General features: G+C 35.4%; 18 protein-coding genes. 9 read left to right on the forward strand and 9 right to left on the reverse strand.

Annotated features, from left to right (window positions below; translation table 11 throughout):
• Positions 1 to 342 precede the first annotated feature (342 nt).
• Entirely contained in the window at positions 343 to 1,509 is a 1,167-nt protein-coding gene (locus QUF93_RS04920) for a diglucosyl diacylglycerol synthase (protein ID WP_289358031.1), read from the forward strand.
• A 527-nt stretch (positions 1,510 to 2,036) separates the two neighbouring features.
• Here the strand turns inward: QUF93_RS04920 and QUF93_RS04925 are convergent.
• The 4 genes from QUF93_RS04925 to QUF93_RS04940 form a co-directional block, all read right to left on the reverse strand.
• On the reverse strand, positions 2,037 to 2,156 hold the full coding sequence (locus QUF93_RS04925; RefSeq protein ID WP_000358484.1) for a YfhE family protein: 120 nt from the start codon (positions 2,154 to 2,156) through the stop codon (positions 2,037 to 2,039).
• A gap of 110 nt (positions 2,157 to 2,266) precedes the next feature.
• A complete protein-coding gene (locus QUF93_RS04930) occupies positions 2,267 to 2,824 on the reverse strand; it encodes a GNAT family N-acetyltransferase (RefSeq protein ID WP_002091129.1) in 558 nt (185 codons plus the stop codon).
• 240 nt (positions 2,825 to 3,064) lie between these two features.
• Positions 3,065 to 4,195: an amidohydrolase gene (locus QUF93_RS04935; protein WP_002115941.1), complete on the reverse strand. Its 1,131-nt coding sequence runs from the start codon at positions 4,193 to 4,195 to the stop codon at positions 3,065 to 3,067.
• 143 nt (positions 4,196 to 4,338) lie between these two features.
• Positions 4,339 to 5,244, reverse strand: a complete 906-nt coding sequence (locus QUF93_RS04940; RefSeq protein ID WP_289358032.1) for a TIGR01777 family oxidoreductase — start codon at positions 5,242 to 5,244, stop codon at positions 4,339 to 4,341.
• A gap of 81 nt (positions 5,245 to 5,325) precedes the next feature.
• On the opposite strand from QUF93_RS04940, the gene recX reads away from it, so the two are divergent.
• Positions 5,326 to 6,138, forward strand: a complete 813-nt coding sequence (recX, locus tag QUF93_RS04945; protein ID WP_289358033.1) for a recombination regulator RecX — start codon at positions 5,326 to 5,328, stop codon at positions 6,136 to 6,138.
• A gap of 10 nt (positions 6,139 to 6,148) precedes the next feature.
• Entirely contained in the window at positions 6,149 to 6,466 is a 318-nt protein-coding gene (locus QUF93_RS04950) for a YfhH family protein (protein ID WP_289358034.1), read from the forward strand.
• 64 nt (positions 6,467 to 6,530) lie between these two features.
• Here QUF93_RS04950 and QUF93_RS04955 read toward each other — a convergent pair whose 3' ends face one another.
• On the reverse strand, positions 6,531 to 6,683 hold the full coding sequence (locus QUF93_RS04955) for a YpzG family protein (RefSeq protein ID WP_002010325.1): 153 nt from the start codon (positions 6,681 to 6,683) through the stop codon (positions 6,531 to 6,533).
• 43 nt (positions 6,684 to 6,726) lie between these two features.
• A complete protein-coding gene (locus QUF93_RS04960) occupies positions 6,727 to 6,885 on the reverse strand; it encodes a small, acid-soluble spore protein K (protein WP_000517893.1) in 159 nt (52 codons plus the stop codon).
• Positions 6,886 to 7,007: 122 nt separating this feature from the next.
• Here QUF93_RS04960 and QUF93_RS04965 point away from each other — a divergent pair, with 122 nt between their 5' ends.
• Complete coding sequence (locus tag QUF93_RS04965; RefSeq protein ID WP_002115948.1) at positions 7,008 to 7,274, forward strand: YfhJ family protein; 267 nt, start codon at positions 7,008 to 7,010, stop codon at positions 7,272 to 7,274.
• 24 nt (positions 7,275 to 7,298) lie between these two features.
• Here QUF93_RS04965 and QUF93_RS04970 read toward each other — a convergent pair whose 3' ends face one another.
• Entirely contained in the window at positions 7,299 to 8,279 is a 981-nt protein-coding gene (locus QUF93_RS04970) for a metal-dependent hydrolase (RefSeq protein WP_002115950.1), read from the reverse strand.
• A gap of 149 nt (positions 8,280 to 8,428) precedes the next feature.
• Between QUF93_RS04970 and mutY the strand changes: the two genes are divergently transcribed.
• Positions 8,429 to 9,526 carry an A/G-specific adenine glycosylase gene (gene mutY / locus QUF93_RS04975; protein ID WP_289358035.1) on the forward strand — a complete coding sequence of 366 codons (1,098 nt, stop codon included), beginning with the start codon at positions 8,429 to 8,431 and terminating at the stop codon, positions 9,524 to 9,526.
• Between the two features lie 82 nt (positions 9,527 to 9,608).
• On the opposite strand, the gene yfhS is transcribed toward mutY, so the two are convergent.
• The gene (yfhS, locus tag QUF93_RS04980) at positions 9,609 to 9,785 is read right to left on the reverse strand and encodes a mother cell protein YfhS (protein ID WP_002094743.1); all 177 of its coding nucleotides are present in this window, start codon (positions 9,783 to 9,785) and stop codon (positions 9,609 to 9,611) included.
• Between the two features lie 125 nt (positions 9,786 to 9,910).
• Here yfhS and QUF93_RS04985 point away from each other — a divergent pair, with 125 nt between their 5' ends.
• The 4 genes from QUF93_RS04985 to QUF93_RS05000 all read left to right on the forward strand — a co-directional run bounded on the left by QUF93_RS04985 (position 9,911) and on the right by QUF93_RS05000 (position 13,296).
• Positions 9,911 to 10,192: a gamma-type small acid-soluble spore protein gene (locus QUF93_RS04985; RefSeq protein ID WP_289358036.1), complete on the forward strand. Its 282-nt coding sequence runs from the start codon at positions 9,911 to 9,913 to the stop codon at positions 10,190 to 10,192.
• A gap of 183 nt (positions 10,193 to 10,375) precedes the next feature.
• On the forward strand, positions 10,376 to 10,624 hold the full coding sequence (locus QUF93_RS04990) for a YgaB family protein (protein ID WP_289358037.1): 249 nt from the start codon (positions 10,376 to 10,378) through the stop codon (positions 10,622 to 10,624).
• 326 nt (positions 10,625 to 10,950) lie between these two features.
• Complete coding sequence (gene ntdP, locus QUF93_RS04995; protein WP_000506627.1) at positions 10,951 to 11,481, forward strand: nucleoside tri-diphosphate phosphatase; 531 nt, start codon at positions 10,951 to 10,953, stop codon at positions 11,479 to 11,481.
• A 54-nt stretch (positions 11,482 to 11,535) separates the two neighbouring features.
• Positions 11,536 to 13,296, forward strand: coding sequence for an ABC transporter ATP-binding protein (locus QUF93_RS05000; RefSeq protein ID WP_289358038.1), 1,761 nt, complete (start codon positions 11,536 to 11,538; stop codon positions 13,294 to 13,296).
• Between the two features lie 14 nt (positions 13,297 to 13,310).
• Here QUF93_RS05000 and QUF93_RS05005 read toward each other — a convergent pair whose 3' ends face one another.
• On the reverse strand, positions 13,311 to 14,399 hold the full coding sequence (locus QUF93_RS05005) for an aromatic acid exporter family protein (RefSeq protein ID WP_088057449.1): 1,089 nt from the start codon (positions 14,397 to 14,399) through the stop codon (positions 13,311 to 13,313).
• Between the last annotated feature and the right edge of the window lie 177 nt (positions 14,400 to 14,576).

Here is a 14,576-nt window from a genome sequence, read left to right on the forward strand (position 1 = left end):
ACTGAAGAGAGAATATCCATATTTTTGTAAAGAAGAAGCGGAGAAATTTACATAATTGTAAAGGGAAATCAAAATAGTAAAAAGAATTAAGAAGTAAAAGGGTGAGTATCATGGAATATATAACATTTGTAAGTTATTGCGAAAGCTCTTATAGGAAAGTATAATGTAAAGATATGAGCACAGATAGGATTAAGGGGTCAATCTTATATGCTTTGCATATCCACGACAGGTACATAGCTAACAGGGGAGTATTGGAATCCGAGTATGTAATGTTTAAGGAAAATGTTTTTCCTATTGTCGTATATGCAATATGGAGAAACAAAAAGCTAGGAGTGGATTTGTTTGATAAAAAACCCCAAGGTTTTAATATTAACTGCACATTACGGTAACGGTCATGTGCAAGTAGCAAAAACATTAGAACAAACCTTTCGTCAAAAAGGAATCAAAGATGTAATTGTATGCGACTTGTTTGGAGAATCACATCCAGTTATAACCGATATTACAAAATATTTATATTTAAAAAGCTATACGGTAGGAAAAGAATTATATCGTTTGTTTTATTATGGTGTAGAGAAAATTTATGATAAAAAAATAGCATCTTGGTATGCGAATTTTGGGAGAAAGCGTTTGAAGGCGCTATTACAGGTGGAGAAACCGGATATTGTTATTAATACCTTTCCAATCATCGCTGTACCAGAATTGAAAAAGCAAATAGGTATTTCTATTCCTGTTTATAACGTATTAACGGATTTTTGCGTGCATAAAATATGGATCCATCGAGAAGTAGATCGTTATTTTGTAGCAACTGATCATGTGAAAAAAGTGATGGTTGATATCGGTGTATCTGCGGAGCAAATTGTTGAAACAGGGATTCCGATTCGTAGCAGTTTTGAGCTAAAGATAAATCCAGCAATTATATATAATAAATATCAGTTATGTAAGGATAAAAAGATTTTACTCATTGTAGCAGGTGCTCATGGTGTGCTAGGGAGTGTAAAAGAGCTATGCCAGTCATTTATGTCAGTACCAAACTTACAAGTAGTTGTCGTTTGTGGGAAAAACGAAGCTTTAAAGCAGGATTTAATGGGACTACAGGAACAAAGTTCTGATGCTTTAAAAGTATTTGGTTATGTTGAAAACATTGATGAGTTGTTCCGTGTTACTTCCTGTATGATTACGAAGCCAGGTGGTATTACATTAAGCGAAGCAGCAGCATTACAAGTACCTGTCATTTTATATAAACCTGTCCCAGGACAAGAAAATGAAAATGCGTTGTATTTTGAAAAAAAAGGGGCTGCAGTTGTAATTCGTGATGATAGTGAAGTTTTTGCAAAAACAGAGGCGTTATTGCAAGATGATATGAAGCTTCTTCAAATGAAAGAAGCAATGAAAAGTATTTATCGTCCTGAGCCAGCTGGTCATATTGTGGATACAATTTTGGCAGAAAATCATGCAGAGCCGAATCATATACCTATTAAATCACCAGCTCTTGCGGAATCTTTTACTTAATATGAAACCCCTCTTTTAAGCATTTAAAGAGGGTTTTTTTATTGTTGTAAAAAAAGAAAACGTGAATTATTAACTTATCTCGCTATTTGCGGGCAGTAAGCCCCCTACCCAAAAATTCAGCGAAAGCAAAGAAGTTAGGTGGGGGTCGGGCTGCCCGTAAAAGCCCGATTGGTGAGAGCTAATAATCAGTGGGGATAAACAAAACTCCCACTGATTAAAGTTTCACTTTATCCACAAAGGATTACGATTCCATTAGACAGTAAAGTCGGAATATTAACAACTATATCCACATAGTCCACAATTTTTAGAAAATTATCCACAATTCTCACATTTAGAATTCATTTTAATAAATGAATTCGTAAAATACTTTTGGAATTTATGCACAATTCTACGGTTTTTGTGGATAAAGTTGTCCACAAAAAAAGGCTCCGTATTTATAAGGAACCCTTTTTGCCAATCCATTGGAAAGTCTTATGTAATGAAACTGAATAATTAGGGGGGAAAGCTTCTAATTATTCAGTTTCACTTTAAATGCTTTTTGAGCGATAGCCCGCTGCACGATCTGCTTTTCGAAATTCTCGTTGATAGAGAACTTCTTGTGTACTAGATAATGTGTTTTTTGCTTTATCACGTTTCTTTTTATCCATTACAAATCACCTCGTGTCCTAAAGTCACTATCTATCGTTTCCAAAGACATGGGGTGATATACATATATGTCAAACTAGTATTGATTAATTATCATTTCTGAATTTTTAGATTACGCTTCTTTTAATTGGTGTGCTTCTTGGAATGTTGTATCTCGCATTGTTGCAAGTGTATATTGATCTTTTGGAATTTCATATAAATTATATACTTCTTCATGCGCGTTAATTTCATCATAAACGGCTTTTCTGGTTTCATTTGCTAGATTTACATATTGTAGTTTTTCGGCAGCTTTAATAGACCTGATATTTATTTTACGAATACGCATAAAGATCGTTTCAATATCTAATTCGTAGAAAAGTTCGCTAAAAAATGAATCTTTCGCTAATTTATTATATCCTTTACCATGATAGGGTTTGCCAAGCCAGGTTCCGAGGAATCCGGCTTTTTCTTGCACATCAAATAAAGTAATTGTACCGATAGGGTTACCCCATTCATCTAAAATTGTGCGTGAGATCAATTCTCCACGCTCTTCGGCTTCAATTGTTTGTTTCGTTAAAAATAAATATTCTTCATAAGAATAAGCCTTTTGACGCACAAAAGGGAAGACAGCTGGATCCACCATTAACTCGTATAGAACGTGGCTGTCGTGTAAGTCGCGTTTTTTCAACACACTAACTCCTCCTCACACGAGGGTAGCATGACGAAAAAACACCCACCCTCGAAATTTTTATATCAATCTTTAAAAAATTTCGGGGTGGGAATCGAACCCACTAGAACCAGTTTATAACGCTGGTGGCGCACCATTTGCCTTCCCCATTCATCAATTTGAAAATGATAATCACGACACAAATTGATTATGGTTTCATTCAGTTTATAATCGTATAATACTTTATCTAGTCAAAAAAATAAACTAGTTTTTTTTATTTTTTTTGTAAATTATTTTTCCATCAATCATGGTGAGTACAGGCTTGGCTAAATAATGGAAAGGATGGTGAGTCCATAACACGAGATCAGCATCTTTTCCAACTTCAATGCTTCCAATTCTATCCTCTAAACGTAAATTTCGCGCTGGAAATATAGTGATTCCTTCCAGTGCAGTTTTCTCGTCTAATCCTTCTCTTACTGCGACAGCAGCACAAATATTTAAATATTGAATTGGTGTATAAGGGTGATCTGTTGTTATAGAAACTTCCACTCCATTCTTCGATAATATATGGTAAGTATCCCATGTTTTATTTTTTAGTTCGATTTTAGAACGGCGTGTAAGAGTGGGACCAACTGAAACCTTCAAATTGTGTTTCGAAAGCTCTTCAACAATAAAGTGTCCTTCTGTACAATGCTCAATACGTAAATCAAGATTGAATTCTGTTGCAAAGCGTAAAGCAGAACTAATATCGTCAGCACGGTGAGCGTGAATACGTACCGGTATTTCGCGGCGTAGTGCTTTTAGAATAGGAAGCATTCGAAAATCTGCTTCATGCCCGTAGTGCTGTGCGTCATAGAATGATTCACGAAGTAAGCCCATAATTCCCATACGTGTTATTGATTCTTTTGTGCCGTTGCTATGGACCTTTTTAGGGTTTTCTCCAAAGGCAATTTTTAAACCAGCAGGTTCCTGAATAATCATATGATCAATACAAGTTCCAGCAGTTTTTATTACACAAGTAGTACCGCCGATAATATTTTGGCTTCCAGGCATAACGTGAACAGTCGTAACCCCATTTTGCACAGCGTCTTGAAATGCAATATCAAAAGGATGGATCCCGTCTAAAGAACGGATATGTGGTGTTGAAACTTCAGATGTTTCATTTGCATCATTACCAGCCCAACCAGTGCCTTCATCATAGAGACCAAGGTGAGTATGGACATCAATAAATCCAGGTAAGAGATGAAGGGCTCGCGCATCTATAACGGTCATATCTTGAGTAGGCTGAATAGAAGGTTTGACCTCAGCAATTCGTTCTCCTATAACAAGTACATCCCCTTGAAATTTTTGAGATGTAATAGGATATACAATGGCTTGTTTGAGCAATATTTTCATAGGTACCTCATTTCTGTTACTTTACAATGTTAATGGAATTTAAGAAAAAGTAACTGAAAGGTTATTTGTGAAGTAATGCTCTGGATCCTAGAAAATGAAAGTTTTGAAAGAGGACCCCCTTGTAAAACTGTGTTTTAGAAGTACTACATTGTATGCGAAAGTATATTTCGTAATGCATGGTTTACTGTCGGAAATGTGTATTGGTACCCATGTTCAATTGCTTTAATAGGTAAGACATGTTGCCCTTCTAGTACAAGTATACTCATCTCACCCAATAAAGCGTGAAGCATAAGTGAAGGGACAGGTAACCAATGAGGTTTTCTCATTATAGTTGCAATGGTTTCTCCAAATTCCTTCATTCTTATAGGTAGGGGGGCTGTAATATTAAGAGGGCCATCAATTTCTTCTTTGTGTATGATGAAATCAATCATGCGAACGACATCGTCTATATGAATCCATGATAACCATTGGTTTCCAAATCCAATTGTACCTCCGATATAGAATTGATAGGGAAGTAGCATTTTTGGAAGAGCTCCTCCGTCTGCACCTAATACGACTCCAAATCTTGAGTAGATTGTTCTTATTCCAAGAGAACGTGCTTTAGATGCTTCTTGCTCCCATAAAAATACTGTTTCTGCTAAAAAGTCATTTCCGGGAGTTTCTTGTTGCTCGGTAAAAGACTCTGTTTCAGATGTTCCATAGTATCCAATAGCGCTTGCGTTAATAAATGTGTGTGGTTTTGTTGCGAGTGCTTGTAATTGTTTAATGAGTCCTCTTGTTGTTTGAATCCTACTGTTTAAAATTGTTTCTTTTTGTTTCTTTGTCCATCTACTATTAATAGACTCTCCAGCTAGATTAATAACTACATCGATAGAGGAGAGGGGGAAGGTCTGTAAATCCGGTGTCCATTGTACGTATTGAAGGTTAGTGGGCGAAGTTTCAGCAGTTTTTTTTCGAGTAAGAATGTAAACAGTATAGCCCTTTTGAATAAAAAAACTAGAAAGGTATTTGCCTATAAAGCCAGAGCCACCAGAAATTGCGATTTTCACAATCATTTCCTCCTCATTATATATATTCTTGAAAAATAAAAATGTTCCTCGACTATGTTAAAATAGTAGAGAGGTGAGAGTATGGCTGTCATTACAAAAATAGAAGTACAAAAACGATCGAAAGAACGATTTAATATTTATATTGATAAAGGTCAAGGTGAAGAGTACGGGTTTAGTGTGAATCAAGCAATCTTAATGAAACATGGGTTACAAAAAGGCTTAGAAATTGATGAAGTAGCATTAGGGAATATTTTGTACAATGAAGAGGTACAAAAAGCATATTTACAAGCAATTTCCTATTTATCCTATCAAATGAGAACAAAACAAGAAATAGAAGATTTCTTACGAAAAAAAGAAGTGGGACAGGCCATCATCTCTGAAGTCATTTCGAAATTATTACATGATCGATATATTAATGATAAAGAGTACGCTATTTCATACGTGCGAACGCAAAGTAATGTGAATCAGAAAGGTCCAACTGTTATTAGGAGAGGGCTATTAAGTAAAGGTGTTCAGGATTTAATCATTACACATAGTTTACAAGAGTATCCAAAGGAGAAGCAAATTGAGAATGCTTTGTTTCTTGTAGAAAAGAAACAAAAATCTTATCAAAAGCATTCATTTTTACAAATGAAACAAAAATTAGAAGAAATGCTTGTTCGTAAAGGGTATTCTAGAGATGTAATTCAAATTTGTTTGGAAGAATTGAAAGACGAAAAAGATGACGAGAAGCAACAAGAAGCGTTACACTATCATGGGAATAAATATTACGAGAAATATAAGAAGTATGATGGATGGACATTCGAAAATAAGATGAAACAAGCGTTATATCGAAAAGGATTCTCTATTGATGAGATAGATATATTTTTACAAATGAAACGTGAAGAGGGATGAGGGAAATAAGATGAATATGCCAAAACGCTACAGTGAAATGACACCACATGAGCTTCGAGCAGAAATTGGAAATTTAAAGGAGCAAGCAGTAAAGGCGGAGCAACTCGGAATCGTAAATGAATTTGATGTATTAATGAGAAAAATAGCTATGGCTCGTGCTTATATGATTGATATAAACAAATTCCATATTGGTGAGATATATGAATTAGTAGAAGAACCTGGTGTGGTATTTAAAATTACGTATTTCAATGGGGTATTTGCTTGGGGACATAAGCAAAATGATAATGAAGAGATTGGAATACCAATGTCCTTGCTGCAGGAAAAATAAAAACCAGAGAGTGAATATCTCTCTGGCTTTCATCTTTGGTAGGCGTTAAAGGAGATAGGAGATTCTAAAATTGGCGTTTTTTACATTCGTTTGCCAGTATAATGAGAGACTGGGTTTGTTGCGTCTGTCCATTAACTTGCGCTTTCGCATGTTTTGGACGAGTCCACGTATGGTTAAATAATTCAGAACGACGATCTAAATGGTCACGGTAGCTCATCTTTATCACCTCGTGTAGGAAGTTAATTTAGTTTGTTACTGTACTACTCTTCCTGCTGATTTGCAGCACGCATACGTTCTTGTGGGTGCGTGTTAATGGTGCCGTTAGGTCTTTTCGAAGCGAAGCGTGATTTCGCTTTCGGTTGACCTTCGATTTTGCTGTTATTTTTCGACTCAGACCAAAATTCGGCTTGTTTACCCATTGCGAACGCCCTCCTCATCATCAGTTGATACCTCTTTAAGAAGTATCATTTATAGAATGTGCAAAATAGAAGAAACTATCCTTTAGAAATTAAAGGATAAATAGGTAAAAGGAGAATAGAACATGAATGATATGTTTGAAACATTAACGAAAGAATTATTAGATAAGAATGACCACCTTTCTTACGCACAAGCTCGTGCATGGGTTGAATTACTGTGGGAAGACTTCCAAACAACTTATGCTAAATCAGGTCGTTACCAAGGTGAGGAAATGACTGAACAAGTGGTACGAACATGGATTAATAATCATGGAGGGCGCCTTCATGAAATGCGTACAAATAATCCGAAGTATAGCCATTTAATCAATCAAGAAGATCATTTGAAACATTAAAAAAAGCGACTTAGGTCGCTTTTTTTAATGCGGAAGCAATTCCAGTTTTTTTCGAAGTTTTTCTTCGCTGAAAATCCATCCTGTATATGAACTAATAATATTTAAATTTTGATCGAGCTGAACGATTGCGACGAATGGATAATAATCTTTACTTCGATACCGCAAATCAATAAACCGAACTTCATAATAGTTATCATAATCGAAAACATCCCAGCGATATACAGGCGAGAAAGATAAGAAAGCGGATATATTTTCATCTCGCACAGCAGCTTGCATAATGGCGGTATTCGGGAACGGTACGCGATTAAATTTATCGTATACAAGGATGTTACCGCGGTGCCATCTTGCGACGTAGTAATGTTCAGTTGTAACGACGGCTAAATGATAATGATAAAATTTGTAAGAAGGAGAGATAATTACTTTCTCTACATTTTTGAAACGTTTGTATACTACACTTTTAATATTTCGATGCATCATAATGCGACCGATGTAGTAAACAAACATTAATATATACGCTGCTAAAGCAGTATAGCCTTTATGTGCTCCGACAAGCATACAGGCGATAGCGAGTATATGGATAAAGAAAATGACAGTATCAAACGTATTAATTATGCCGAGCGCTACCCATTTTTTTGTGAAGGGCCTTAATGCCTGTGTACCATAGGCATTGAAAATATCCACAAAGACATGAAGAAAGACGGCAATGAATGACCAAAGTAGTAGATGCAGATATGGAGCGTCTGAAAAGAAGGCGAAAGAGATGCCACTTATAAGGAGTGACCAAAGAATCACTGCAGGAATGGAATGAGTAATCCCGCGATGATTTCTTATATATTTAGCGTTATTACGCAATTTTAAAACTGTATCGATGTCAGGAATATTGGAACCGGCAATTGTTGCAAGCATCACTGCTTGTGGCCCAATATCACTTTGTGCTATAGCTGGATCTAATGTTGCCAAACTTCCTAGAGTAACGCCCATAACAAGGTGAGTGGCTGTGTCCATAGAAATCCACCTCCGTTTTTTATTAATGTAACTCTTTTTATTCGATACCTCAAGTCCTTTGCCTTCTATTTCCTATGTCATCTTACTTAAATTTTTTCCTAAAATCTTTATAATAGTACGTATATGCAAAAAAATGAGGGGGATCAAGTTTGACACTTGAAATATTAAATGAATTTAACATAGAACAGTTTCAAAATGACTTAATTGGTTGGTTTGAAAAAGAACAACGTGATTTACCGTGGCGAAAAAATAAAGATCCATACCGTGTTTGGGTTTCGGAAATTATGTTACAGCAAACAAGGGTAGAGGCTGTAAAACCATATTACGCAAATTTTATGGGGAAGTTTCCTACGCTTGAAGCGCTAGCAACTGCTGATGATGAAGAAGTATTAAAAGCATGGGAAGGCTTAGGTTATTATTCTAGAGCACGAAATTTACATGCTGCAGTAAAAGAGGTAAAAGAAGTATACGGCGGGGAAGTACCGAGCGATGTAAAGAAAATTGAAAAATTAAAAGGAGTGGGACCATATACAAAAGGTGCCATTTTAAGCATTGCATATGGCATACCAGAGCCAGCGGTTGATGGAAATGTTATGCGCGTATTATCTCGTATTTTATCAGTGTGGGATGATATTGCAAAACCGAAGACGAGAAAAGTTTTTGAAGAGATTGTGCGTGAAATTATTTCGAAAGAAAATCCATCTTATTTTAACCAAGGTTTGATGGAACTAGGGGCATTAATTTGTATACCGAAAAATCCATCTTGTTTACTTTGTCCTGTACGTGAACATTGCAGAGGGTATGCTGAGGGTGTCCAAAAAGAACTACCAGTGAAGAGTAAAGCGAAAGCACCTACAATGGTACCGCTCGTTGCAGGAGTACTTCAAACTGAAGATGGCCGTTACGTAATTAATAAACGCCCAAGTACGGGATTACTGGCTAATATGTGGGAGTTCCCGAATATTGAACTCGGTGAAGGTATTCGTAATCAGAAACAACAGCTTACGGATTATATGAAGGAGAGCTTTGATCTCTCGGTTTCCATTGATGAATACGCAATGAATGTACAGCATACTTTTACGCATCGTACTTGGGATATATTCATATTTTACGGAAAAGTAACCGGTGATATTGTGGAAACAGATACATTGAAATTTGTATCGAAAGAAGCATTTGAACAATTACCTTTCTCGAAGTCACATCGTACTATTTATGAGAATTGTGTTGAGAAAATTACAATACAATAAATAAAAAAACGTGTTCTAGAATTTTGGAACACGTTTTTTTATTGAAAATAATTTTGTACTCTGAGTTTAAAAAATCGCGCTTTTATAATCCGCCCCGTGACTCAATTTCTTTCACAATTTCTTTATAGATTGTTTGTCCCTCTACGTTTAAGTAAGGCATAATTTGCTGAAATGAATGATGAAAATGAGCTAATTCATCCTTGTTCCATTCATTTTTGGAAATCATAGTTAGCTCAGTCATATCACGTCCAGTATACATATTTCCACCTCCATCATATGTAGTTTGAATGAGTGATAAGAGATATATGCGGAAATTATAAAAAAGAAAATTACGGATAGTTTCTAGATAGATTGGTTACATTATTTGTTGTGGAGGTGAGAAAGATGAGTAAAAAACAACAAGGTTATAATAAGGCAACTTCTGGTGCTAGCATTCAAAGTACAAATGCTAACTATGGTACAGAATTTGCAACTGAAACGAATGTACAAGCAGTAAAACAAGCAAACGCACAATCAGAGGCACAGAAAGCACAAGCTTCTGCGGCTCAAAGTGCAAATGCTAGTTATGGTACAGAGTTTGCAACTGAAACAGATGTGCATGCAGTGAAAAAACAAAATGCACAATCAGCTGCAAAACAATCACAATCTTCTAGCTCAAATCAGTAATGAAGGAAAAACACTTCTCCGTTCGAGAGAAGTGTTTTCTTTGTGTGTGTCACTGTAATGAAAATAAAGGGAACGACATAACTTCTAATAAGTCAACAAATGTAGTCAAAGGAGAAAGAAGTTCGCGATTAGAAATATGTAATAGGAATTATAACTGGCGAATGAATCAAAAGGGGGTAAGTGATGAACGATTTTGATAAGTTGGTAGGAGAGCAGTTGGAAACAATGGATGAGCTTTTAAAGTTACAATCACATTTAGAGAAGTATCAGCAAATTGAAATGAGTGGAAGGGATACGTACGATAAAAAAGAATTGCATTTTATCCGTCAAGAAATATACAGAACAGAAATAGCATTAAAACTTTTGCATGAAAAATTTGAACAGCAAACGAATAATGTGATTCAATCTTTTGAAACCGAAAAAATAATTTGAAATTAAAGGTGAGATATGTTGTTGATTTTAGGGGGAAAGTCCTTTCTTAAACAGAGATGAGAGGGACTTTTCTTTTTGTTATATCTTCGTTTAATCTTCTGAAATACGTATTGCTAATTCATAGGAAATTCACCTTTATTAAAAGGGTTGGTGATGTGGTATTCAATGATACAAACTTCATTATATTCCTCATGAAAACAAGTGTCCTATCGCTTTAGTTTTAAAATTTTGGCAAAAAAGTTATAATAGAAAAAAAGTGAATGCAGTTCAAGGGGTAGTTAAGACAACTTAAGAAGGGCATTTGCAGTTGAAAGAAGGGAGCATATATGGGATTTCCCAAAGAAGGAGAAAAGGTACAAATACATAGTTATAAACATAATGGCTCCATTCATAGAATGTGGGAAGAAACAACAATTTTAAAAGGGACACAGAGTCTTGTGATCGGAGCGAATGATCGTACAGTAGTTACAGAATCAGATGGCCGAACATGGATTACTCGTGAACCAGCAATTTGTTATTTTCATGCAAACTATTGGTTTAATGTGATTGGAATGCTAAGGGAAGAAGGAGTATATTATTATTGTAATTTAAGCTCTCCTTTTGCATATGATTCTGAGGCATTAAAGTATATTGATTATGATTTAGATATTAAAGTGTATCCAGATATGACATATACACTTTTAGATGAAGATGAGTATGAAAAGCATAGTCAAATCATGCAATATCCACCTGTTATTGATACAATTTTAAAGCGAAATGTAGCACATTTAACGCAGTGGATTCATCAAAGAAAAGGTCCATTTGCACCTGATTTCGTAGATATGTGGTATGAGAGATATTTAATGTACAGAAATTAAAACAAACCTGCAGGGGATTTCCCGGCAGGTTTGTCCTATTAGAGGGGGGATTACGTGCAGGGTATAAAAAGATATTTACAATTTGTTAAACCATATCGATGGCTCATTGCTATTACAATTATTATTGGTCTTGTTAAGTTCGGTATCCCGCTTATTATGCCGTGGTTATTAAAGTATATTATTGATGATGTTATTCAGGGCGTGGGCTCGCTTCAAGAAAAAACGTCCCAATTAATAACCGCAATTGGGATTGCTTTTTTTATTTTTGCAGTATTAAGGCCACCGGTAGAATATTATCGTCAATATTTCGCTCAGCGTATTGCAAATACAATACTATACGATTTAAGAAAACATATTTTTGGTCACTTGCAAAAATTGAGCTTACGTTATTATTCGAATACAAAAACAGGAGAGGTTATTTCACGTGTAATCCATGATGTAGAACAAACGAAGGACTTTGTAATTACTGGCCTCATGAATGTTTGGTTAGATACTGCGACAATTGTTATTGCCATTATTGTTATGTTTTCTATGAATATAAAATTAACCTTTGTTGCTTTATTAATTTTACCGATTTATGTAGTTGCAGTGAAATATTTTTTCGGGCGTCTTCGAAAATTGACGAAAGAGCGCTCACAAGCGTTAGCAACAATGCAAGGGTATTTACATGAACGTATTCAAGGAATGCAAGTGACACGTAGTTTTGCATTAGAAGAGTATGAAAGAGGGCAGTTTGAAAAGAGAAATAATGAGTTTTTAACGAAAGCACTAACTCATACGAATTGGACGGCGAGAACGTTTTCGACAGTGAATACGTTAACGGATTTAGGACCGTTACTTGTTATTGGTTTTGCAGCATATGAAGTAATTCAAGGCTCGTTAACACTCGGGACTATGGTTGCCTTTGTTGGATATATGGATAGTCTATATAGTCCACTCCGTCGCCTCGTTAATTCATCTACAACATTAACGCAGTCTTTCGCTTCGATGGATCGAGTGTTTGAATTATTAGATGAAAAATACGATATTGTTAATGTGCCAAATGCGGTACAAACTAAAAAGTTAAATGGCGAAGTTATATTTGATAATGTTTCTTTTCGTTATAATGCGGATGAAAAAGAAATATTGCATAATCTGTCATTAACTGTGCGCCCGGGAGAGAAGGTGGCGCTTGTAGGAGCGAGTGGTGGAGGAAAGTCATCTCTTGCTAGTTTAATTCCGCGTTTCTATGATGTTTCTGAAGGCGCAGTTTATGTAGATGGGATAGATGTAAGAAAGTATGATATGAGAAATTTGCGTAGTAATATTGGAATTGTACTGCAAGATAATTTATTATTTAGTGATACAATCGGTGCTAACATTTTATACGGAAATCCGAAAGCTACAAAGGAGGCAGTGGTTTCGGCTGCCCGAGCTGCGCAAATTCATGATTTTATTACAGAGTTGCCAGATGGTTATGATACTGTCGTTGGGGAACGTGGTGTGAAATTATCTGGTGGACAAAGACAGCGTGTAGCAATCGCACGAGTTTTTCTAAAGAATCCATCGTTACTTATATTAGATGAAGCAACTTCAGCTCTAGATTTAGAGAATGAACGATATATTCAAGAGGCACTGCAAACGTTAGCTGCAGATCGAACAACAATTATTATTGCGCATCGATTAGCGACGATTACGCATGTTGATACAATTATTTACGTTGAAGATGGTGAAATAAAAGAAAAGGGCTCTCATGAAGAGTTAATGAAAAAAAGAGGATTTTATTACAATTTATATCAGCTTCAGCATATAACAGAAACAGCTCCTTTAGCGTAAAAGGAGCTGTTTTTTTATTCGTCTTCTTTTTTATCGTCGATTTTGAGTTCTGTTTCTGGTTTATGGTATGTGTAGAAGCTATCCACAAGTAAATCTAAATGCTCTACTTCTTCACTATAGTTAATAATTGAAGAAATAAGAGGGAAGAGATGCAGCCATGTTTTATATGCTTCCTCATCATCTTTGTTTTGATAATCCATAAAGATATCAATTAATTCTTGTTTACCTGTTTCAACTTCATCAAGCATTTCAACGGATTGTTGTTTCTTTGCTTTACCAATAAATTTTAATAAAACTTGTTCATGATAATGCGTTAATGAGTCAAGTTCGTTTTGGATAGATTCCTGAAATTCTTCTGGCATATAGCGCAGTTCATTTTCAGTACGATGTAATGATTTTAACGTACTTAAAGCACGGCTTGTTGTCGCTAACATTTGTCTGAATAAAACGAGCTTGCGAATTTTTGCGAATTGTATTTTTTTCGTGTAGCTTCTTTCTTCTTTATACAGCAAATAGTAATGGTTTAGTTTAATCATTTTTTCTTTCATACGATCAATATCAGTTTTTAACGTTGTAAAATCAGAAGCTTGCCTGCTGTTCATACGAATCCATTTCACAATTTCCTCTGTATTATCAACGATGCGATGGTAAAGTTTTGTTTCATATTTTGGCGGCATAAATACTAAATTTACAAGTGAAGCCGCAATAATTCCGGTCATAATTGTCGCAAATCGAAGTAAGGCAAAACTAAAGAAGTCTTCGCCTTGATACTCCATAATGGCGATAACTGTTACTAAAGCGATTGATATTGTGTTTTCTAAACGTAATTGTAGTGTAAGAGCGATTACTAATATACATGTTAATCCAATAATAAAAGGATTATGTCCAAAAGCAGTAGCAAATACGATAGCGAATACGGCACCAATTACGTTTGCTTGAATTTGCTCAAGAGCAGTTAAATACGAGCGGTATACAGACGGTTGAACAGCGAATATAGCTGAGATTCCGGCAAATACTGGACTCGGTAATTGAAGTAAAATACAAGCAAATAAAGCTAATGTAATGGCAATACCCGTTTTTAAAATGCGAGCACCAAGTTTCATACCCTTATTAATATCCTTTCTCTTGTCATAATGAATGTACAACATGATACTATACATTCATTACAATATGTTAGCAAGTGATATTTTAGTGACATTCAAAAGAAATTAAGATTCATTTATACTTTTTCCTAATTCTTTTTAAACATCAATTTTTAGTGAAAAAACCTGCTGAATTTC

It is taken from the genome of Bacillus hominis, from assembly GCF_030348325.1.
GTDB lineage: Bacteria > Bacillota > Bacilli > Bacillales > Bacillaceae_G > Bacillus_A > Bacillus_A hominis.

Excerpts from the sequence above, each read along its gene's own strand:
- QUF93_RS04925 (WP_000358484.1), bottom strand. The coding sequence starts at position 2,156 with ATGGATAAAAAGAAACGTGATAAAGCAAAAAACACATTATCTAGTACA.
- QUF93_RS04935 (WP_002115941.1), bottom strand. The coding sequence starts at position 4,195 with ATGAAAATATTGCTCAAACAAGCCATTGTATATCCTATTACATCTCAA.
- recX (WP_289358033.1), top strand. The coding sequence starts at position 5,326 with ATGGCTGTCATTACAAAAATAGAAGTACAAAAACGATCGAAAGAACGA.
- QUF93_RS04950 (WP_289358034.1), top strand. The coding sequence starts at position 6,149 with ATGAATATGCCAAAACGCTACAGTGAAATGACACCACATGAGCTTCGA.
- QUF93_RS04955 (WP_002010325.1), bottom strand. The coding sequence starts at position 6,683 with ATGAGCTACCGTGACCATTTAGATCGTCGTTCTGAATTATTTAACCAT.
- QUF93_RS04960 (WP_000517893.1), bottom strand. The coding sequence starts at position 6,885 with ATGGGTAAACAAGCCGAATTTTGGTCTGAGTCGAAAAATAACAGCAAA.
- QUF93_RS04965 (WP_002115948.1), top strand. The coding sequence starts at position 7,008 with ATGAATGATATGTTTGAAACATTAACGAAAGAATTATTAGATAAGAAT.
- QUF93_RS04970 (WP_002115950.1), bottom strand. The coding sequence starts at position 8,279 with ATGGACACAGCCACTCACCTTGTTATGGGCGTTACTCTAGGAAGTTTG.
- yfhS (WP_002094743.1), bottom strand. The coding sequence starts at position 9,785 with ATGTATACTGGACGTGATATGACTGAGCTAACTATGATTTCCAAAAAT.
- QUF93_RS04985 (WP_289358036.1), top strand. The coding sequence starts at position 9,911 with ATGAGTAAAAAACAACAAGGTTATAATAAGGCAACTTCTGGTGCTAGC.
- QUF93_RS04990 (WP_289358037.1), top strand. The coding sequence starts at position 10,376 with ATGAACGATTTTGATAAGTTGGTAGGAGAGCAGTTGGAAACAATGGAT.
- ntdP (WP_000506627.1), top strand. The coding sequence starts at position 10,951 with ATGGGATTTCCCAAAGAAGGAGAAAAGGTACAAATACATAGTTATAAA.
- QUF93_RS05005 (WP_088057449.1), bottom strand. The coding sequence starts at position 14,399 with ATGAAACTTGGTGCTCGCATTTTAAAAACGGGTATTGCCATTACATTA.